This is a genomic window from Natronolimnohabitans innermongolicus JCM 12255, assembly GCF_000337215.1.
Classification (GTDB): domain Archaea; phylum Halobacteriota; class Halobacteria; order Halobacteriales; family Natrialbaceae; genus Natronolimnohabitans; species Natronolimnohabitans innermongolicus.
The window spans coordinates 72,138-93,539 of sequence record NZ_AOHZ01000035.1 but is presented as its reverse complement, the minus strand read 5'-3'; the positions used below and the strand labels follow the sequence as shown (position 1 = coordinate 93,539).

The window sequence follows — 21,402 nt, the reverse complement described above, 5'->3', positions numbered from 1 at the left end:
CCTAACGGACACCGCTGACGCGGTGTCCTTGCTCTCTTCGATTTCACAGCGACAGCTGACCAGTATCAACAATCTCCTACAGAAGAGCGAAAACACTAACACGTGGAACGGCACGATGGGTACTTCTACCTTGGAGCTGCAGGAATCGCAGTCGCCGGAATCTCAACAATAGGACTAACCATTGCCTGACAGATCCCCATGCTACTCGACCTCGTATAACACCAAATCCAGCCATACCCCGAGGCCAACACTACAGTCCAGTTTACTCAAGAACAACGCTACAATATCACCGAGTAACTGGATGACACTGAAGAGTTCGGCTGGTCCCTCCAAACCCAAGAAACAGATGAAGGCCTTCTCGAGGTCACTGAACTCACTGAAGGAACGGATATGAATCGAACCTGGCAACGGCGATGACACCGACGGCTCTGAAAACCAGTTAACAAGGATATGGAACCTGTTCTGGTTCAGGTGAACACGAAACAGTGGAGAACGAGACCAGTGGTAATCATACAACGACAGTTAACCAGACCGCCGAAGAAGTAGAACAAGCATGAGAGACAATAGCCAGTCCTGAAAACGTTGAGCACTTCCAACAAGTATTCGAATCGATCGGGCTACCACTCGCACTACTGATTCTGAATCCACAGTACTGATCCTTTTGATCGGCTTCCCCTTCCTAATCACAGATCTCTGAAAAACGTACGATACAGCTTCTACACCAACAGGTTTGATAACGGTAGATGAACTGTCTACTTCTAATGGTTGACCATGAGATCAAAGACTTCGTCGGAAAGTGCAACGAAGCCTCGAGAGAAGCGAAGAAGGCAGGTAAATCCTCCAAACAGCTTGCAACCAACTTCATCATAATGGCAAGCCGTGAATTCGAGAACTCCCCCGAACTCCAAGAAGAGTACGAGACTTTCGCGGAGTTCGCTATAGACGTAGAATTCGAAACTTGGGAAGAACACCACCAGATCAAGGATGCCCTGGATAATGTCGATGACCTACTCGACAAATAACCAGACACCGTTTAGAAAACCCCTTCTAACCCCTACATGACTTCACAGACCCGCGATATCCAACTCTTTGAAGACACACTACGCGATCTACACCAAGATTTCCAAGAGCACCCGTTCCACTACGGAAACGAGAACCCGATCATGCCGGAGCTGTACCGGCGGCTTCGAACACAGCTAACACCAGAAACAGCCCCACTCACCTATCGCCAAGATCACAGCAACATGGATGACTGGCGGAACCGGGAGATGTTCAAACGGATTGAACGAGAAAACCAGGAAATACCGCGTGTCCGGCCAGAAGTTCGTTTCTACGACGAAGGTATCTGGGGTGGGGCGAAAACCGACTTCGATCTCGTGGTGTTCCCGGGAGGAAATCAGGTCGTGATGCAGGGTAAGAAAGAGGGCATCGGGAATTTCGTAGACATCGAGCACACCGAGCTCTCCGTACTGTGCGAGATCAAGCACTCGATGAACATGAGCGGCCGATTCCGAAACGGTGGTGAAACCGATGTCCAAGCATTGGCGGAATATCCGGGTGAGGTGGGCAGGCGTTATTTCGTGTTCATGGATTGGTGGCCTCAGGACGGGTACGGTAAAACCACTTTTGAGAAGGATCTACGGCAGTTAGAAGATAAAGTTGGAGAGTTGGGTTGCCGTGTCGATGTTGTATATCTCCCTCGGTCCGATGATTTGGAGATTGTTCGTGGAGTGTGTGCTGACGGTGTTCTGTAGTGGGGGAAAGTCTTTTCTGCTTAGTTGAATTCTAGATATGTAAAATGAGAGAGGGCGGTATTGATAGACGGGGTCTTCTCAAGGCTGGTTCTTCTCTTGGAGTGGTGGGTCTTGCTGGTTGTTCTGAACAATCGTTAGAGGATGATTCTTCTACGTCAAATAGTTCTGACACAGATGACGAAGGCGGTTCCGGTGATGAACCGTCAAAGCCGGAAGAGCTGGATGCAGAGGATTATACTCTTACCGAGGATCATACGGTAGCTGAGTGGCGTGGTTTGTTGGAGTTAAATGATGAGCAGCCGTACTGGATGCAGAAGATTTCACCTCAGGATCTTGGTGGAGAGGATGTGGTGGGTATCAGTGATTGTCTTTTTCTTGAGTGTGAGGTAGAGGTTCCAGTGTATGGTGAGAAGGCTGAGTTGTTTCTGATCTCTGACCGTAATGAGGAGGCGTTCCGGGAGAAGGCGAGACCTGAGATTTGTCGTGAAATCGGGCCTGTATTTGGTTACAGCTGGGAGTTAGAGTGTACTCCAAATTTGGAGCAGTACCATAGCGGTGGTGTTGAGGAAGAAGTGTTTGTGATTGAGCCGGGTGAAACCAAATATGTCCGTTACATGGTTCCGGGTACTGATTTCTGGCTTGTTGTGGATCCGACCGATGCGGTTGATACTGGATTATTAGATGGAAATCGGAGTGTTGTGCAGATGGATCTTGAGCCGAAGGTCCGTCTATTAGAGGATTCGTCTAAAGTTGCCCAACAAAGTGTCTTGGAGGAGTTTGATAAGTGGTTCTCTGAGCTTGATTCGAGTTCTACGGATGAAACGGTTGGCAGTGTTCAAAAGTTTGCCCAGGACGTGTGTGAGTCGGGTAGTACCAGTGAACTCTCAAGCAAATCTGTGGACGAATTCTCCAACGATGTTCAGCGGTTCGACCAGTATACCAGTTTTGCTGACGATCTAATGACTGATATTGACGAGCATTTTCCGGTAGATCCACCGACTGATTTTTCGAATTATCTGAGCAAGATGCTGAATTGGGGTTCAACCGCTCTCCCAGTGATTGCTTCCTTAATTACGGTAGCGGAGAAGTCATGCGAACTCGCTAACGCAGATTCTAATCTTCCTGATGATGAGATGGGTGAGAAGGTGGAAAACTTGCTGATGAGTGTTGCCGGGTTGGTGGTTCAGGTCACGTTTTTGAAGTTGGGTGTTGCCCGGCAGGTAAAACGGTCTACGATCCAGGCTGCAGAAACTTTCGTACTGGGCTATGTGCGTCAGCTTGCAGGGCTTCGATTGTTTGCTCACGTTGTTAACAGTCTGGCTGTGCAGATCGAGAACGGGATAATCGGTACAATCGTGGATTTCGTTGAGAGAATAGTTTCCGAGGTAAGTGAGCTGCTTGTGGATAGTGATGAAGGTTTATTGGACCTGGTTGGTGAGGACGATGACTGGGATGATCTTGCGTTTTTAGACGAGGACAAATGGGTGTGCGAAGGGTATGGACAGGATGTTGTTGCTGACTCGATTGAGATCTGAATTCTGACACTGCGAATTTTAATAAGTCTGTTTCAGCATTTGTTTATTCAGTACTTTCTGCAACTATACTGGGTGACCTGGTTCGACGTACAAGACAACCGTAACAACAATTTTCCGGACAGTATTCGACGGAGCCTTGAGTGAGAAGGAATTGAAACCCTGCGAGACCACCTCCGACAAGTAGAACAGCAGATCCGTGAACGGGAACGAATCTAGGACCTGGAAGACTCCATCTATAAACAGTCTAAGCGCTTCGAACAAGCAGAGAGAAATCCCGAACCCGACGAGAAAACAGTACGTGACAGGTTGGAACGGTTGTACAGAGTGAAGCGAGAAGGATATTCTGAACGCTGGAGAGACCTGCAAAACTTGGAACAGGAGAAACGAGAATTAGAGGCAGAAATCGCTTTAGAAGAACTGCTACGTAACCAACAAAACTGACCGGTGTATCCAGGGAGGATTTATGCTTCTGTGCTATGGACGAATCTTCAAGGGAAGAAGCAACCTGAGTTGGTGTTATCTATGAAGATCTACCTAAAGGAAATTTGCCAGGTACCTAATGTCAACAAAGAGGCATCCGGGTAATGGACGAACCTCTTGGAATCAGTTCGGGCCGGAAAAAGGCGCTTCAAGCGGTTGAAGACAAAGAGGAGCTCGAACCGGTAGAAAACCCGGAAACAATTGAGGATGTTGTATCGGCGGTAGACGAGATTTCGGTTCCAAGAGTCATGTCTCCCCCTAGGGAAACGGTGGAAACGATTGAATCCGCGTACAGCGATCTTCCAGACGAAGCGAAACCCCACTACCTGCAAGATGACATGCTGCTTCGCCGGGTGAACAGTGCTCGAAGACAATTCAATGACTGGATGGGGAAACGTAGACGGATGGCTGAAATGCCATCACCAGTTGAGGCTGGACGAGCATACTACCCGACAAAAAATGCGCAGAATCGAAGCCGGTTAGAACAAGAATCAAGAGAAGAATTAGAAGAGAAGATTGACCGTGTAAGGGCAGCGGCACGTGGCGGGCAGCAACGTGCTTTGAACGAGATTGGATCCTCTGTCGGTGAACAAACTAAGAAAGAACGAGAGAGCCAGCGAGGTGAAATGCGGAGTCGGTTAGAGAAAGACGATGTTGTGAAATTCCGCAATCCAAGTTTGCAAGTTGGAAGGGTGGTCCGTGTTAATCAGAAATCGGTCAGGGTACGGTATCCGAATCCCCGGGCAGGTGCGTCTTGCCCGTTAACAGGTGAAGAGCAGCCAGAAGAGACTGAGGATCGTATCCAGCTGGATTCGGAGTATTTGGAACTGTTGGACGTTGATACGGTGGAAGAAGGAGAAGCGTTAGTTGACAAGTAGAACTATGCGATCTGAATTTAGTGTTGGTGACCGAGTTGAAGCCTATATCCCAAAACCGGATGATCCGGAGCACCGGTATCACGGGAAAACAGGCAGGGTAGTGGATATTTTGGAAGACGATCTCTCGGACGTAATGGATAATCCAAGCAGAGGAAACATCTACACCGTAGAATTTGATGACCCCAGTTTGGACTCTGCTGACTTCCGTTTTGACGACCTTCAAACACCGGACTAACAGCTATACGAGAAGAAACCGTGAATTCGGGGTTTACTCGGACTCGTAGTTCTCGATAAGGTATTCACGAGCATCATCAAGGAACCGGTCATCCTTACACAGCTCAGGTTTCTCTGCTTCAATCGCAACCACCTCGAGCAGAAGCTGCTGGATGTCCTCACGTGTTCGCTTCGTGGTCTGCCAGTCCTCGTAATCAGTGTCAACCCGCTCCTCCAGTTCTTCGTCGACTCGTTTCGCGATGAACTCAGCTTCGTCTTCACCGTCAACGTATTCTACAAACCCGTCTTCACTTTCATCCATCAATGCGGTGAACAGTGCGTGCCCAGACTGTGACATTCCCCGTTCTTCGGCTTCGTCTTTCACCGACAGGATCTCTTCTTCTATTTCAACAAGCTCCTCGTACGCACGGTCAGCGGAAACCTCGTCGCTTTCCCACTTATCGACCACTTCACGAACCCGTTCACTCAGTTTCCGGTACCGTGGGTGGTGTTCGGATCGGTCGTCGAGGTAATCGTCAGCCGCACCTGCAACCTCGGTGATCCCTTGCTCTGGATCCATGTCTCGGACCCGTTCAAGGTGTTCGGACCCGAATTCTACAACCTCGAAGTCCTCTTCCATCCGATCGACATCGATGTTGTCCTCTACGATCTCTTTCGTCTTTTCACGGAGCTGTTTCTCCGGTTCGCTCTCCCGGTTCATACTCCGCTGATACGCGAGGTGTACCTGTGTTAGCCAGCTGTATTTCTGCGGGCGGCCTGTGTTTTCGTCTTCCAGCTCACCCATCGGGGCCAGCGTATCGTACAGGTTCTCCACCTCTCTGTACAAGTCTTTGAACCGGCGTCTTGCCTCTGCGTTTTTACGCAGGTAGGTCAGGCACTCGACGACCACTTCCGGGTTGTCCTCGACGTCGATGTGATTGAATATTTCGAGTGCTTCCTCGAGTTTTTGATCGAACTTGTCTAAGAGTTCGTTGATGTCTTCTGCTGCGGCTTCTCGAACGTTTGGCGGGTAGTAGCTCAGTGCTTCGTCGACGTTCCCTTCTGCGAACACGCCTGCGAAGTCCACGATCTCACCGTTCTGTTTCCCATCGTCAGGCCGGTTGGTTCGTGCGATTGCTTGCAGCAGGTTGTGGTTGGTTAGCGGTCGATCGAGGTAGATCGTTTTGAGGATCGGGGCGTCAAACCCGGTCAGCAGCATGCTACAGACGACGAGGATTTTCGGATCTCCATCCTCGTCTTTGAACTCTTCGACGATCTTTTCTCGCTCACTTTTCGAAGTGTGGTAGGTGCGTGTGATCGGGTCGGATCTTCCTGCTGACGAGATCACGACCTCTACCTCTTCGGGGTCAAGGTATTTTTGCAGTTCTTCGCCGTAGAGTGCGGCAGCTTTCCGGGATGGTGTGACGACCATTCCTTTCCAGTTACTGGGCTCCAGTTTTTTCTGGTAGTGTTCGACGACTTCCTCTACGATGGTTTCGACACGTGGACGAAGTTCTGCGAGGGTTTGCTGGTTGATCGTGTCCCTTATGAGTTCGTCTCGTTCGTCGTAGTCGAGGCTGCCGGTAGCTGCCTCATGCGCCTGGTCCATCACGTCGTCGTTGATTTCCCAGTCTCGGTTGGAATGCCGAAGTTCGAAGTGAACCGGGAGAATCACGTCGTCGTTGATCCCGGCTTCCATCGAGTAGTGGTGGAGGTAGCCTTCTTCGTCTCGTGGTTCGGAGTAGTGCTGGAAGGTGTTTCGCCCGGCTTCGGTGTTTTCGTTTACCGGCGTTCCTGTGAATCCGAAGTGATAGTAGTGGTCGAGGGCGGCGTCGAGTTTGCTCCCGAGTTTGGCTTCCATGAACCGGTGTGCTTCGTCGGAGAGGACAACGGTTTCATCGTTCTTCTGGATGTCTTTGTCGACGTCTTGGAACAGTTGGATGGTGGTGACGACTACCTGGCTCTGTCCTTCTTCGATCAGTGACTGTAACTGCTTCGCTCCGTCTGTAACTACTTCGTAATGTTCGAAGTCGAGGAGTTTCCCCAGGTCATCGGACATCTGGTCTCGAAGGTTCTGCCGATCCACCAGGATCAGAACCTGCGGCGTTTTGATGATCTCTGACCGGTACAGCAGGTTCCTCGCGGTGAAGAACATGGTGAACGACTTCCCCGACCCCTGCGTGTGCCAGATCAAACCGTTTTCGAACTCACCCCTGCCTACTCGTTGCAGGATCGCCCGGGTGCCGTGGTACTGCATGTGCCGTGGGACGATCTTCACGTTCCCGCCCGGCTGCCGCTGGTAGAACACGAAGTGTTTCAGGATGTCGAGCAGTGTCCCTGGTGTGAGCAGGGAGTACGCCATCTCCTTCAACTCGCTATACGAACCGATCGGATCTTCAGGTTCCCACGGGTTGTAATGGGTTTCTGGTGCACCGACAGATCCGTACCGTGCTTTCTCGTGGTCGGCAGCGACGTTGAACAAGACAGATCCGAAGAGTCGGGGTGCGTCGTCCTCGTAAGTATCTAGGTCGTTGATGGCGTCGGTGACCGTACTGTCTTGTGTGAGTGACTTCAGTTCCGTTACGACGAGGGGGATACCGTTAACGAACAGTTGGACGTCCGGGATCACCAGCTCGTGTTGACGGACTCGGAACTGGTTGGCGGCTATCAATGAGTTGTTCTCCGTGTTCTCGTAGTCGATGAGGTCGACGACTACACTCTCGGATGTACCATCGGATTTAGAGAGCGTCACTTGCCGTCCTTTTTGCAGGAGTTCGTGTACATCACGGTTGGTTTCGATCAGCCCGTCTCCTGCGAAGTCGCGGCGGAGTGATGTGATGACGTCGTCGACGTTGTGGTCGGTGACTTTGTCGTTGAGGTCAATCAGTTTCTGTCGCAGTAGCTCCCAGTAGATGACTTCGCTTTTGTCTTCGCGGTCGTATTTCGCGTCGAGTTGGGTGCAGCCGTCCGGTTCATTGGGTCCGCCGTAGGATTCCCATCCGGCGTCTTCCAGCCACTCGAGTAGAGCGTACTCGACTTTCTGCTCATTGAATTCGGGAAAGTCACTCTGGCTCATATTGCTTGACCTCGTCGGGTATGTCGATCTCTTTGCCAGCTGTGCGGACTTCTCCCGAGAGAAGATCTTGCTCGAGGCCTTTTTTCAGGCGTTGTAGATTTTCTAGTTGTTCTTTGTTCGTGACTACCACGTCATCGACTGATTCGATTGCTTCCACGATTTTCTCTTGTTCCTCGAAGCTGGGGAGTGGGATCTCCAGATCGGAGAAGAAGTGCAGCTGGATCTTGTCGTGCGTACTCCCAGCAGACAGTCGTTCGAGCTGTGGGGTTGCGTACTCGAAGAGGTACATGAGGTACTGTGGGAGCACTACATCTTCATCGCACTCGAACGTCACTTGGTCTTGGTCAGTTGCCATCTCCTTCCCCAAGATGGCTGTTTCTCCGATGGCACCAGTACGGCAGAGAACGAGCGTACCTTCTGGTAGGAGCTTAGCACCCGAGTTTTCCAAGCCTTCCTCAGTGATCGTGTCGTCTGTAGTCGTAATGACGTTCTTTTCTAACTGAGTCAAATCATGAATGTCTACCCATGAAATACTTCCACCCCAGTACTCATCGACAGACGTTGAAGGCGTGTGCCCTGTCTTAATGTCAGCGATTTCATCCGCCTCACAGATCTTCCAATCTGCGGGGACCTCATCTGCTCGCGTCATTACATAAGCGTCCTGCTTATTCCCCTCCTGCCACTCGTCATGGTCATAGTAACCGTCCGAGTAGAATTCCTGAATGACAGCTTCTTTTACTTTATTTGCTTGGTTGATTATCTCCTCTGTTTGTATGATCGCCTGATCGAGAGTATAGAGAACACTACTTATTTTTCGCTGTTCCTCGAGACTTGGGAGTAGAATCTGGAATTTATCGAACTCACTGTTATAAATCGCTGCCACGCTTGTTGTGCCTTGGACGCGCGCTCTCAGTTGTCTCCATCCGAGTTCTGATGAAAGGAAATAGTTGACAAAAAGTGTCGAAATATTGGATTTGAATCGAACACGAGAGATGTTGTTATCGTAAACCGCGGTACAATGTCCGTCCCAGACCGCAGTTTTTCCGACTAATTCTGGAGTGTTTCTCGTGTTGAAGAGCAGATCGCCCTTCTTAAGAGAGTGTTCCTCAAGTAGTTCATCGGTCTTTTTTATTTCTTCATCTATCCCACTAATGAATGTATCACCTCTCTTAATATCACCCATCTTTATAAGTGGTAAATTCTCTTGATTTCCGTTTCCTCTATCGGAGGTTCCGATAGATGTTTCTCGGTAGACGGATTTCATTGGTTTGACCCTCCAGTCCACGGGGACCTTAGCACTGATTGGTCCAAGCCTTACTCTTTGCGTCTTATTCTTAGGAGGTGACTCTTCTTCTACGAAGTCGTCCAGTGAGGCTTCCTCACTCATAGTTTAGCGCCTCCATGTGCTGGGTCATCCGAGCCTCTATTTTGTCACGCTTCTTTTGTGAATCACGCAACAATTTCAGCTCCCTTGTGGCGTCGATTTCTTCTTCTGGTTCGGTGGTGTCAACATAGAGGGATAAGTTGAGATTATAATTGTTCTCGGTGATCTCCTCAATGGAAACGGTACGGCACATTCGTTCCTCTGTACTCCAGTTTTCGAAGGCTGTGACCACACGTTCACGCCCTTCATCAGTCAGGTCGTTGTGGTTACTTCGCTCGACGTAGAACCGCTCGTCGGCAGCGTGGATGAACTGAACTTCTCCTTTCCTCTCTTCCTCTTTATTTCGGTTTAGCACGAGAACTGCGCTTGGGAGGGAGACGTTCTGGAAGAGGTTTCCGGGAAGTTCGATGATGGCTTCCACCAGATCCTCTTTGATCATGGGCTCTCGGTATTTGCTCTCGTGTTTCCTGAAAAGAACGCCGTGGGGGACAACGACCGCTGCCTTGCCCTGATCGTTGAGCAGTTTGGCGATGTGCATAATGAAGGCATAATCACCTCGGTCGGCTCGTGGGAGTTTGTCTGCCCAGTCGAACCGGTTCCACTTGTCGTCTTTCAGGTCGTCTTTCGCCCAGTCAGCTGAGAACGGGAAATTCGCGAGGACGTAGTCGAATCCTTCGTCGTCTGCCAGGTAGTTCGGGAACTGCGGGTTAGAGAGGGAGTCCTCCCGCCGGATTTCGGCTTCGAGCCCGTGCATGAACGTGTTCACCTGTGCGATTGCGGCGATGTCCGCGTTCAGCTCCTGGCCGGTGACGTTCCACGTACTGGGGTCGCCGCCCTGCTCGTTGCGGTAGTACGAGGCAGCGTGGACGAGGAACCCTGCGGATCCACAGGTCGGGTCGTGGAACGATGCACCTTTCTCGAACCCGTCTTCGGATCCGGTCTTCGCGAGCACACGGATCATCAGGTCGACCACGTCCGGTGGAGTGAAGAACTGGCCGCCTTCCTTACCCTCGTCCTTGGCGAACTCCCCGACCATGTACATGTACGCCTCGCCGAGGAAGTCCTTCTCGACTTTTTCCGTGCTCAACTCGAACCTATTGATGCGTTGGATTAGGTCGCGAAGTCGCTGGTCACCCAGCGCTTCTTCATCACTGTACGTGACGCGGACGACCCCGCGTAGACGGTCGTTCTCTCGTTCCAGAGCGTCAAACGTTTCATCCAGGTAGGGTGCGATGTTCTCGCTCTGCTCGGTGACTGATTCCCACCGGTAGTCGTCGGGAACGGACATCCCGGTGATCGCTTTCCGTGCGAGTTCTTCGTCCCCGGCGAACTGCTCCTTCTGCTTTTGCAACCGGTCGGCGAAGGTGTCATCGATGCTCTTGTAGAACACCAAGGGGAGGATGTAGTTCTTGTACCGGGTTTCGTCGACGGCGTCGCGGATCGCGTCTGCGCAGCTGTACAGTTTCTTACCGAGCTCTTCTGGCGTGACGTCGTGGTAAACTTCTTCGGACATGTAGGTTACTGTGGGTTGAGGTAACGGATCATCTGGTCTTCTGCCGGTTCTCCAGGGAGGAATTCGTCGAGTTCCTCGTGTGTTGCGCGAAGGCTGGACATCATGCTGTATCCTCGGTCAAGCGCTACTGCGATGAGAAGCAGCAAGCGGATTGGGTCCGAGTGCTTGACAACGGTTTTGTCGAAGGCTGGGCTGGTGGTGATGTGGGCGGCGAGTGTTCGGACAAGGTGATCGACCGTGAATAGGTAGTCACGGAGTGTTTGGATCTCGCGGAACGTGGACGCGTACACCAGCACTTCGCGTAGGATGTTCACCATCAGCTGGCGTCTGCCGTCCTCTTCGCCGTCCATCACGAGTTGACGGAGTTGTCCTTTTAGCTGTATTCGGAGTTCGTTGCGAGCTTCGACTATGTCCGCGAACCCGTTGTTCGCAGAGTCTCGTACGAGGTAGCCTTCGAGATGCTCTTTGTAGATGAGCAGGAGCATTTCCTCGTTGACACGGTATTCTCCGTTTTCGAGGAGGAGTTGTCCTTCTTCGACGAGCGAGGTGCACGTCTTTGAGACAGTTCCTCGTGTTACGCTGACCTGTTCTGTGATGTCTTTTTGGCGGGGTGGCTTCTCTCGGTCGCGTTCTAGCGTTGCGACTACGGAGAGGATTTCCAGCCGTGTTCCGCCTTCGCGCATATCTACCGCCACAGAAAGTTGTGTGACCGCACACCACTTAGTACTTGCGGTGACAAAATGGCACCTTCTTATTTTGTTTCGATCTTTCAACACGGCGCTAGAGAGTTTGTTTCCCCTGTTATCGTCGGATACTGGGAATTGGAACCACTCAGAATCATATACCTATCTGTTGCTCGATATTTCTTATTGTGAGATTGATAAGAAGGACGGACACTCGCCCGAGTACAAACAGTTCGTCGAGGTCAATCGGGAGTTTGTCGCTCTGAAATTGGTAGCGGGGTGGTTCGAATACGGTTGTGATGGCGTGTACCTCGACGCCCGCATTACGCACGGGAAAGTAGGTCTGCGAAGTCAGGAACTACATCCCGGTATGGGCGGAAACATTCGACATCAGGACGCTGGACGATAAAGACGACATGGGTTTCGTCCCGTCTTCATGAAGTTTTTCGAGATTTTAGAGATGACGACGGCCTCGTTTAGTCTACCGGTCGGGAAACTTGACCGTTCCATCATCAACGTGTGTACTGGATTTGACCTCGATGTAAGCAGTGTCACCGTTGGGTATTTCGGCAACAGGCATTTTCTCTCGAGACAGATTTGTGGGTTCGATTTTCCAGCATCGATTCACTTGGACTTGAAGCGTGTCTCCCTGAAACACATATCCTGGGAGTCCATTCAACACGAAGTTGATGACACACATCTTCGTGCAGTCAGGATCAATATCCCATCCAACGTAGATAGCTGGACAATCTCTTCGTATATTTTGAAGACGATATGCACTCTCCAAGAGAAGGCTTCCGCTTCCACATCCACTGAGATCACCGATGAGAAGCGGGTAGTCAGGGGAAGCATTACGGATTTTGTCCTCATCTGGAAACGCTATTTCAGCCATTGTACCACTAACTGAGCCTGGTGTGAAGTGCTGAGCAAAGTTATCTGAGGTAGTTGAGTAATGTTCATAAACAGCACCAAGAACATCTTCATTGGTTTTCTCTAATCCAACGACAAGCCCGCTAAGAGCTTTTGCATGGAGTTGAAGAAGATTCTTCACGGTGGCCATGTCGTGGCCATCAGTACGATATCGTTCAATTTGAGCCGAGTATTGCCGTTCATCACCGGAGAAACTTGAGATAGTGAGATCAAGAAAATCTGAGAAAACCTGATAGGACGAATCCCCAGTCTTCACAGAGATCTCGTTCAAAGAATCTGTCACCATCTCACGGATTTCCGGCTTGATTTGAGAACTCATAATTCCACCTGAAGCTCGATTCCAAGCCATTCCAGCTGAGTAGCAACCGAATTTGTTCTACTGATCTGTTCGCCGAAGCTCATCTTGGGGATGTCTCTCGTAACCATGTCCGATCAGCACGAGGCAATTCTGAGTAGCCCCGCACCCTTCAGGGGCAAATAAAAATACCGCTGCTAACGTTCCGTCAGTCGTAGATGTTCTCCACGCACAACTCAGCCAACAATAAGGAGCTCTGACTAAGGTTCGACCGCCGATACGGCGTATTTTTCCTTGAGCGCCTCTTTCATTGCAACTTCTCGTCGCTCGACGAATTCTTGGTAGTTTTCTAGTGTCAGGGTGATACCCTCGGGGTAGCGATTCACAGTGCGATAATGATCTGCTTCGGCCTCACCAAGCCCGCTGAGCCATTCTTCGGGGAGTGTGTTGCCTTTCCGACGGTTCTCTGCAGCGTCGAGGAGCTGAAGATTACCAATGCGGTGGATCTTGACTCCGCCACTATCGGGGCCCACCGTTGGGATATCATCAGCACATGCTTGCGGATATATATGATCCACGCTGAGCCGCTCAATATCAAGATCGGCATGCCCTTCATCAAGCAGCGCGAGGATTGCCGCGACGCCTTTGTGGGTGAACGTATCACCCTCGCTCGCCCCATTGTCGTAGCGTGCGTTCTCGACGGCTTTGTCGACGTGTTCGGCGGTGAGGTGGAGATCCATATCATCAAGCAACTGATCACCTGGGAAGGTCTCAAAGCCGTCTTCCGGCCGAAGATCAGACAGTGATTGTGCCATAGATCGGGCCTGTGAGCCGGTTAACGCATTGAGCAGCTGGGACTTGGCAACAAAGCGGAATGCAGCTCGTTCGTTCGCCTCGTTGACTTCGGCGTCAGGATTTTCATAGTAAAATTTCGCCAAGAGAGCGACGAGAAGTATACTCGGCATCGACTTCGGCGTCAGTCCGACATTACCGACCGTTTGAAACCCTCTGTCGATGGCTGTTTCGAAGCGGCCGTGTGGGTTCCCCATGTCATCGGGGGCGATCCACTTGTTGCGCATGTCCTTTACCTCCTCATCTTTCGAGAAAGCTTCGACCGAAGTCTGAAGGAGATCTTCGTTAATCAAATAAACCAAGCAGCGAGTGAGGAACTGTCTCGTAATCTCTGTCTCGAAATCTGGATGACGGTCGGACAGTGTTTCAATATGTGATTTTAACTTCTCGCGTGGATGGAACGCGTCTTCTTCGGTGTACGGACAGTAGGTGGCTAGCAATGACTGGGTGTACTGGTATGGTTGGGGACTCTCTCCGGCTAGATTGATGCGCGAGAAGATCGTGTGAACTTCTTGGGAAGAGTACTTGACCGTCGTACTCGGAAGTTCGTAGCCCAGTACATTTTGGCGGAATTTCGTGACGACCCGTTGCGCCACGCGGTGCAGCGCCCGTCTCTGTGGCCCCGTCGCACTCAATTCTAGATTCTCAATCTGTTGTTCCACTTCGTGGTCCACTGTGCTTGTCTCTCGTTCCGCTCCGTTCTCGGTGACGAATTCGTGAACGGGAAACCACAAACGATGGACGTCACTGTCGCTCGTTAATGTCCTTTCGTAGCCGATCTCGCTTTCGGGATCTAGACTGTCCGTCGCCCGAAACTCGAATTCGTAGTCGCCTGCGAGTCTAAGCCCATCGGCGTCGCGGTACTCAGGGCTGCCGAGCAGATTGATACAGAGAACTTTCTCGCTCCAGAACCGTTCGTCTGCTCGACTGCCGGCACTCCCACCCGAGTATGTGAACAACGAACCACAGAGGCCAACGTATGCTGAATTGAGCCGCTGTTGCCCATCAATGACGAGATAATCACAGATGATATCCTCAACTGCAACACGCTTGTTATAACGTCGGGCATCACGGTCGCGAACTCGTCGAGGTACCCGTCCATCGCCGTCGATGTACTTGCGGATGAATTCGTACGTGGTGAAGTTGTCTTCAGCACTATCGACATCCCACAGCGTTACCTGACCGACAGGGTACCCACGAATGAATGAGTCGAAGAGCATTGCAATCTGCTCTTCGTCCCAGACAAACTCTCGCTGCAGGCCCGGCAGAAACGCCCGCTCGTTAAGTTTTGAGACAAAGTCTTCAAGCGTCTCCATCATATGTACTGTCAACAGAACCGATTGAGATAAAACTTTCAGACTATGGTATAGGTCGAACAGCAATCAAACGAGCGCTTACAGAATCGCGATCACGAAGCGCTGAAATTGCAAGTGCCAGTATGGAGTTAGGACTGCAAATCAGACAGGCGTCACGAATGGGTTAACCAACAGACCGTCGGTTTGTGAGTCTTGTAGGTTAAATAATAGTGCTCTTGTGTAGAGCTGCGGAACGTCCCATAGTTACACTGTGATGTCTGATTTCAGGAGAATATGTCTCAGCCAGCATTCGACAAGATGCTGCAACAGCTTGTTGATCTCGAGCAGAAGCGTTCGGTCACTCGTCGCTCATCACCTTGTTAACGGTGTCGATGATTCTCTGAGCTGTCGAGCTTATGCGCTCGAGCCGATCGAGGAGTGTCTCCGGCTCGTCTCCCTTCCAGACAGCGAGGTAGAACGCTGACCCACTTGTGTCCAGCCCAAAATACCGACCGACGATATAGCCGACTGCTTCGGCCTCGAGCTCACGCTTTGACCGTTCGTCGTCGGTATCGAGACCACCGTGCAGCAGTGCGTGAGCGTACTCGTGAACGAGTGTGACGGCGAGATCAGCCTCGTTTTCACGATCACGGACTTCCACGAGTGGCTGTTTCTCCAGACGATACTGACAGACGCCCTTGGCGCTGCCGTGAGACCATTTTCGAGGAGATACGATCTCAACCTCTATCTCAAGGACAACCGCTGCCTCGAGGAGTGCTGGCACCAACTCATCGGCATTCCCGATTGCCTCGGTCTCGAGTTCTGGGAGTGGCTCCCCCTCCGTCTGGGATATATCGAAGACTGGTGCTGGCCGAAAGCCGACAAGCCCCTTGTTCCACTCGTCGGGTTCAGTTTCGTCGTATTCGCACTCACTCCGTTCGTGGTAGGACGACGAGTTCCCACACTCGGGGCACTTCCTCGCGATGATCGGTGCCCAGATCCAGACCGCCTTCTCGCCTTCGCTCACACATCGATCGAACTCGTTTTGCCACGTTCTGTAGCCGGCGACTCGAGTCGCGTGCGGACACTGGAGTTTGATCAGCAGTGTGTTTCGAGGAGAGTAGTCGTGGAACTCACTCTGGACGTCGAGCCACTCTCTGAACTGCTCGCTTGAGACGGCGTCGTCGACCTCACAGACGAGGTCCTCGAGCCACGTTTCGATCGTACTGTGCATCTCGTCGTGCCGGGTATCCGAATCGTCGAACGTTTCCCGGGTGCTGTTGCTCGTAGCCATGTTCGCTTCATGTCCCTCGAGTCGAACTCGAGAAGACCGCTGGCCATCAGCGGGTCTGGAAAAATCCACCGTGCGGTCAGTGTCGAGACGGTAGACGAGTAGGAGAAGGATCAGCAGCCTTGGAGAACGGTCTCCACCAAAGTCACAGCGTATCGTCGACGTACTGGTCTTCCCACTGTCGTCGATCTTCGATCTCCCGACGTCCTCGACGAGTCACGGAATAGACGTTCGTCCGACGGTCGGCCTCACCTTTCTCGATCAGCCCTTTATCGACGAGGGTGTCAAGGTTCGGATACAAACGGCCGTGGTGGATCTCCTTCTCGTAGTAGTTCTCGAGTTCGTCTTTGATCGCAAGTCCGTGAGGATCGTCTAGCCCAGCAGCCACGTACAGAAGGTCACGTTGAAACCCGGTCAGGTCGTACATGAACGCTTCTATGAGAGAGCGTCAAGTAAATTTGCGGAATTGTGACTGATGCGCTCTGAGGAAACCCTTGATCAGTGATGTATTTCAGGAGTCTTGCTGACTCGATGGAAATGGTGTATGCCCTGAGAGCGTGAACCAAGTATGGAGCGCAAGAGACCGATCTGTATTCCGTGCCATCGAGCACGTCGTGCTGACTGGTCCAAGTGCGAAAAAAGCCGAATCATCGGCGTTACAGTCTGGCTGCTGCGTCGCGCGGCAGCCGGGAAAGTCCGAATAGGTGAACCTCTGGTTCACGCACTGGCGTCCCGTTCGAGAAGACACTGATTGAGAAGCCGAGACGAGACCACTATCTCAGCTGGGACTCACAGAAGATCTGCGGATCGCTAACCCAGTGATCCTCAGTTGCTGGCCAGTGTCAGCGTGGGCGACTGCTATAGCCGGACAGCGACCGCACCGCACCAAGATTCCGACCGCCTGCCGGGTGTGACAGGGGGAGAGGCCCATTACGGCTCAACCATTTTATCGACAGCAGTGGTCTGGTCAGTCAGCAGCGTTTCCATAGGTGAATACAGCACGAATCCATTACGAGACTCAGTTTAATTCGCGAAAATATTATCGCTTAGTACTGAATTTCGGTTGCATTTAAATTGTAGCCTTGGATATATCGTTCCATGTCTTCGCCCTCTCCAGGGTTCGCGGGGTTGCTTCGTAGAGTCGTTTCAGAGTATCCAGTCGACCAGATCGGACAGGGAATTTCAGAACACGAGATACGCACGGATATCGAAGAGAGAATACCGAGTCAAATTCGCCAGATCCTGGACGACGAGAATTTGGTTGTAAAAGCCTCGGCTGGGAAGGGCCGATGGACCTCGATTCCGTGGGTCGCTATTCTCGACCAGCGTGAGACGAACAGTATTCAAGAGGGAATTTACGTCGTCTATCTATTCGAACCACAAGAGGACCGGGTGACTCTCACCCTTAACCAAGGTGTTACAGAAATAAAGAATGATCTCGGTACGAGAGAAGCACGCCGCCACCTCGAAGAGACTGCCAGGAGCGTGCGAAAAGAGTTCGATCCGGCCGGATTCTCTGCCGGTCACCTCGAATTCCCACATGCCTCAAGCCGAAACTCCCTGTATGGACCTGGGACGATCTTCTACAACCGCTACGAACTCGGTGAGATACCTGACGATGAGCAAATCGTTCAGGACCTGAAAACGATCGTAGATACGTATCGAAAGTACGCGTCTAACGGCAGTACTCCGGGTGATGAACCAAATTCGGAACCCGACTCGTACGATGGCATCAGTGACGCCACGGAGGCAATTCGGTCAAAGCTGAAGCAATCAGGGCACGAGAACTGGCTCGATACCCATCTCACACGCAGCATTTTGTCGCAGTGGACGGCCGCACTTCGAGGGTTTGGACCAAATACGCAGCCGTCTCCAGAAGAGGTGTTTGTTTTCGACCAGATTGAGACGCTTTTCGAACAGGTTGAATCAGAACTCGAAGAATTCCGATCCAACCTCGGAACAGGATCCGTGGGAGACCTCTCGCCTACAGAGACTCTCTTCATTGTACTCGTTCGTGACCTGCAGTCGAAACTTGATCTCACCGTGAACATGAACCACGTGAAGTTCCTCAACTTACGTGGCAACGAGTTCAATCTCGACTCTGAATGTGAAGAAGATTCAGAAGAGGCAGCGGGAGACGATGCCGAGGGATTTCCGATCGCGGAGTACTTCGAAAACAATCGTGAGGAGATCACTGTGTGGCGATTCACGTCACACGGTGATGACTATCCAACAATATATCAGTACGGCGCGATCCAATTTACCGACTCACAGAAAGACGATTTCGACAAGATAGACAGAGGTGATGTCGTCGTCTTCTATGTTACCCAGGATACGAAGAATGATGACCTCAGCAGTCCAGGAAAAGGCTTGATCGGCTGTGGTATCGTTTCGAACAAACGGACGAAAAACGAATCCTGGTGGTGGAACGAGTTCCACGGAAACACGGACTACCGGAACATCGTTGAGTTCGACGAATTGTACGTCACTTGTGACATTGCCGAAATCGAGTTGGACACTTCGATCGACGAAAAGCCGGATAGTACGATCGAAGCAGAGATCGCGGCGATCAAACGAGATCGGATCCCACACGAAACACTCAAAGAGAGATCCCAAGAACTCAGGGGGAGTGATTTCCCGGTCGTCAGTGTCCTAGTCGATCTGCACGTCGAGAAAGCCGAGAACGAAGAACTCGTCGAGTGGGTCTTAGATAAATTCTCCACACGTGTCACTAAGATCGAGTACGACCGTGACGAGATCGACGTATTGCCAGAAGAAGAATCACCGAACCGGGCAGACGAAATCGCGTCACAGCTAGTGTCCACGGGCCAGGTCATCTTCCATGGTCCCCCGGGAACGGGAAAAACGCACACTGCTCGGAAGTTTTCCCGATGGTGGCTGAACGACCAACTGGAACAGCCTACAGAAGAGCAACTTCGAGTCGTCACATTCCACCCCTCGTTCAATTACGAGGACTTCCTCGAAGGACTCACTGCCAAGCAAGACGAGACGGGCACAGTCACCTACGATATCGAAGACGGGATATTCAAACGGATCTGTCGAGATGCGGAACGGGCTTACAGAGACGCTGACAATCCATCTGAAGCCGACCCATATATTCTCATCATCGACGAAATCAACCGAGGTAACCTCGCGAAGATCTTCGGAGAGACGATCACACAGCTCGAGCGAAACAAGCGACTCGGAGCCGACGAAGAAGTGATCGTCGAGTTGGCACACTCGGGAGACGAGTTCGGAATCCCTCCGAATCTCTACGTTATCGGGACAATGAACACGGCCGATCGCTCTATCGCGCTCGTTGATGCTGCGTTGCGCCGGCGATTCAGCTTCTTCTCATTCCCACCGAACTACGACGTGTTCACCGAAGAGTACGATTTCGGATCTGTGGGAGTCAACGAATTTCTCGACGACTCTCCGCGATTCCATCAGATTTTAGAAAATTCTATCGCAGCGCTCCAAGTCATCAACGCCAACATCCTGGACTCGGGCGAACTCGGGAAGGGAAAACGGATCGGTCACTCCTATCTTCTGGGGTTGAATTCGGCGAAGGACGTCCGAGACGCGTGGTATTACAATATTCTACCCCTCCTTGAGGAGTACTATTTCGAAGAGCTCGGTCGGCTGCAGGCCTCCGTCTTCGAGACAGAAGACTGTGACCTCTTCGACATACAGAACAGAAAGATCGCAGACTTCGATATCGAGACGCTCAACGCGGAACTCGAGCGACTACTGGAGCGAACTGATCAACCCTACTTGCACCCAACATGAGTAGTAGCCAATCGCTACGAATTGCGGAGCGAGACGAGAAGGAGTTCGATCTCCCGGAGGAGGATCTACGTCACTTGGCCTCTTTCGACGAAATCGAAGTCAAACGGAGTGGCAGTGGACAACCGTGTGTATCCGTTTCGAACCACGTCGGTGTCGTCGGATTGCCGTCCGGTAAGCTATTAGAGATACGCCCGAAGGCGCCCTGTAATCTTCTCCACTATCTCGCCTACATCGGCGATATCGACGACGAGCTCGTTCGAGGAACCGACGCCAGTGTGTTAATTGACGGTTCGTTCGTAGATCTGATCGCGCAGCTGTACCTGCACGAGGTCGATGCGGTTCTGAAACGGGGCCTGAATCGAGAGTATCTCGTAGAAGAATCGTCGGAGAAGCACCTCCGAGGCCAGCTCGATCTTCAGCAACAACTCCAACGGCAAGGCGTAGCCCCGAAGAAATTTGAGTGTCGATACGATGAACTCTCTACCGAAACCCGTCTCAACAAAATCTTGTTAGATGGGCTTCACAGACTGCGCCCACTCGTTACCAACAGTTCGGTTCGTAGTGACGTGAATCGGTACTACGGACGACTACAACAGTACGTTTCTTACGAACGGATGTCACTTCGCGATATAGAGAGAGTTTCACTGACTCGCCTCAACGAGTACTACGGAGACGCACTTCGGCTCGTAAAGTTGATTTTCGAGCAGGCGTTCGTAGCAGAGCTTAGTGGGCGTAATCGACGTGTCCAATCACTGCTGATCGACATGGAGAGTACGTTCGAGAGAGTTGTGTACCGAGCAGTGAAAACCGTCGTTGATACGGAGTACTATGACGTTAGGAACGATTCGATCGGCTATCTTACTCGGTCCGAATCGGAAGAAGGACTCCTCTCCATGTATCCGGACTTCTGGATACGAAATCGGACGGAGGATGTCGTCTTGGTTGGCGACGCAAAGTGGAAGACGGGTACGGATCCAAGTCGAAACGATTTCTACCAGATCGCTGCGTACCAGGCCAAACACGGTACACCAGGGGTATTAGTTTACCCAGACGTAGACGGAGCGATGAGGGATACGTATACGTACGCAACGGGGAGCGGAACGGACGCCGGTCGAGGCAAGTTACGGTCGATTGAAATCGAAACGGGAGATGGGGCGAGCTACGATCAGTTTGTACAGACTGTCGAGGCGGCGATTCGAAACAACCTTCCCGAGTCGCTCGTGAAGGCCGAAGCCCTACTGTAACGAGGCGAAGGTCTCACTTCAGAATTAGTGATCTGCTCCTCGACATGTCTACAAGCTGCGAAACTAATCACTCGTCGATCCCGGCCTTCTAGCGGTCGAGACTATATCTTTCACTTCGGTGCTGACAGTTCAAATATTTTTCTCCCCAGAGGGTGCATGATGGACACGTCCTCTATATTCACCAGTCAGC

At 51.6% G+C, this 21,402-nt stretch carries 16 protein-coding genes; 7 read left to right on the top strand and 9 right to left on the bottom strand.

Features of this window, described 5'->3' with window-relative positions; genetic code table 11:
• Nucleotides 1–761 precede the first annotated feature (761 nt).
• The 5 genes from C493_RS07120 (at nucleotide 762) to C493_RS22585 (ending at nucleotide 4,882) form a co-directional block, all read left to right on the top strand.
• Nucleotides 762–1,022 carry a hypothetical protein gene (locus C493_RS07120; protein WP_007258749.1) on the top strand — a complete coding sequence of 87 codons (261 nt, stop codon included), beginning with the start codon at nucleotides 762–764 and terminating at the stop codon, nucleotides 1,020–1,022.
• A 36-nt stretch (nucleotides 1,023–1,058) separates the two neighbouring features.
• On the top strand, nucleotides 1,059–1,754 hold the full coding sequence (locus tag C493_RS07115) for a hypothetical protein (RefSeq protein ID WP_007258748.1): 696 nt from the start codon (nucleotides 1,059–1,061) through the stop codon (nucleotides 1,752–1,754).
• 44 nt (nucleotides 1,755–1,798) lie between these two features.
• Nucleotides 1,799–3,289 (top strand): hypothetical protein, encoded by a 1,491-nt coding sequence (locus C493_RS07110; protein ID WP_152421114.1) that lies wholly within the window; start codon nucleotides 1,799–1,801, stop codon nucleotides 3,287–3,289.
• Between the two features lie 584 nt (nucleotides 3,290–3,873).
• Complete coding sequence (locus C493_RS22590) at nucleotides 3,874–4,647, top strand: hypothetical protein (RefSeq protein WP_152421113.1); 774 nt, start codon at nucleotides 3,874–3,876, stop codon at nucleotides 4,645–4,647.
• Nucleotides 4,637–4,882, top strand: a complete 246-nt coding sequence (locus tag C493_RS22585) for a hypothetical protein (protein WP_152421112.1) — start codon at nucleotides 4,637–4,639, stop codon at nucleotides 4,880–4,882. Before C493_RS22590 ends, C493_RS22585 begins: the two co-directional genes overlap by 11 nt.
• Nucleotides 4,883–4,915: 33 nt before the next feature.
• Here the strand turns inward: C493_RS22585 and C493_RS07105 are convergent, their stop codons facing one another.
• From C493_RS07105 to C493_RS07070, 9 genes are all read right to left on the bottom strand, one after another.
• Complete coding sequence (locus C493_RS07105) at nucleotides 4,916–7,936, bottom strand: type I restriction endonuclease subunit R (protein WP_007258745.1); 3,021 nt, start codon at nucleotides 7,934–7,936, stop codon at nucleotides 4,916–4,918.
• The gene (locus C493_RS22140) at nucleotides 7,923–9,323 is read right to left on the bottom strand and encodes a restriction endonuclease subunit S (RefSeq protein WP_083912386.1); all 1,401 of its coding nucleotides are present in this window, start codon (nucleotides 9,321–9,323) and stop codon (nucleotides 7,923–7,925) included. Before C493_RS22140 ends, C493_RS07105 begins: the two co-directional genes overlap by 14 nt.
• Nucleotides 9,316–10,833, bottom strand: a complete 1,518-nt coding sequence (locus tag C493_RS07095) for a type I restriction-modification system subunit M (RefSeq protein ID WP_007258743.1) — start codon at nucleotides 10,831–10,833, stop codon at nucleotides 9,316–9,318. Before C493_RS07095 ends, C493_RS22140 begins: the two co-directional genes overlap by 8 nt.
• A gap of 5 nt (nucleotides 10,834–10,838) precedes the next feature.
• Nucleotides 10,839–11,516 (bottom strand): hypothetical protein, encoded by a 678-nt coding sequence (locus C493_RS07090; protein ID WP_049889203.1) that lies wholly within the window; start codon nucleotides 11,514–11,516, stop codon nucleotides 10,839–10,841.
• Between the two features lie 323 nt (nucleotides 11,517–11,839).
• On the bottom strand, nucleotides 11,840–11,923 hold the full coding sequence (locus C493_RS24200; RefSeq protein ID WP_206537593.1) for a hypothetical protein: 84 nt from the start codon (nucleotides 11,921–11,923) through the stop codon (nucleotides 11,840–11,842).
• 74 nt (nucleotides 11,924–11,997) lie between these two features.
• Nucleotides 11,998–12,765 (bottom strand): N-6 DNA methylase, encoded by a 768-nt coding sequence (locus C493_RS23675; protein ID WP_206537589.1) that lies wholly within the window; start codon nucleotides 12,763–12,765, stop codon nucleotides 11,998–12,000.
• 236 nt (nucleotides 12,766–13,001) lie between these two features.
• On the bottom strand, nucleotides 13,002–14,912 hold the full coding sequence (locus C493_RS07080) for a DUF262 domain-containing protein (RefSeq protein WP_007258740.1): 1,911 nt from the start codon (nucleotides 14,910–14,912) through the stop codon (nucleotides 13,002–13,004).
• Nucleotides 14,913–15,246: 334 nt separating this feature from the next.
• A complete protein-coding gene (locus tag C493_RS07075) occupies nucleotides 15,247–16,182 on the bottom strand; it encodes an ArdC-like ssDNA-binding domain-containing protein (RefSeq protein ID WP_007258739.1) in 936 nt (311 codons plus the stop codon).
• Nucleotides 16,183–16,324: 142 nt separating this feature from the next.
• Complete coding sequence (locus tag C493_RS07070) at nucleotides 16,325–16,606, bottom strand: PadR family transcriptional regulator (RefSeq protein WP_007258738.1); 282 nt, start codon at nucleotides 16,604–16,606, stop codon at nucleotides 16,325–16,327.
• 671 nt (nucleotides 16,607–17,277) lie between these two features.
• On the opposite strand from C493_RS07070, the gene C493_RS07065 reads away from it, so the two are divergent.
• Together C493_RS07065 and C493_RS22135 are read left to right on the top strand one after the other, a co-directional pair.
• Nucleotides 17,278–19,968 (top strand): MrcB family domain-containing protein, encoded by a 2,691-nt coding sequence (locus C493_RS07065; protein ID WP_007258737.1) that lies wholly within the window; start codon nucleotides 17,278–17,280, stop codon nucleotides 19,966–19,968.
• Nucleotides 19,965–21,212 carry an McrC family protein gene (locus C493_RS22135; RefSeq protein WP_083912385.1) on the top strand — a complete coding sequence of 416 codons (1,248 nt, stop codon included), beginning with the start codon at nucleotides 19,965–19,967 and terminating at the stop codon, nucleotides 21,210–21,212. Before C493_RS07065 ends, C493_RS22135 begins: the two co-directional genes overlap by 4 nt.
• Nucleotides 21,213–21,402 lie beyond the last annotated feature (190 nt).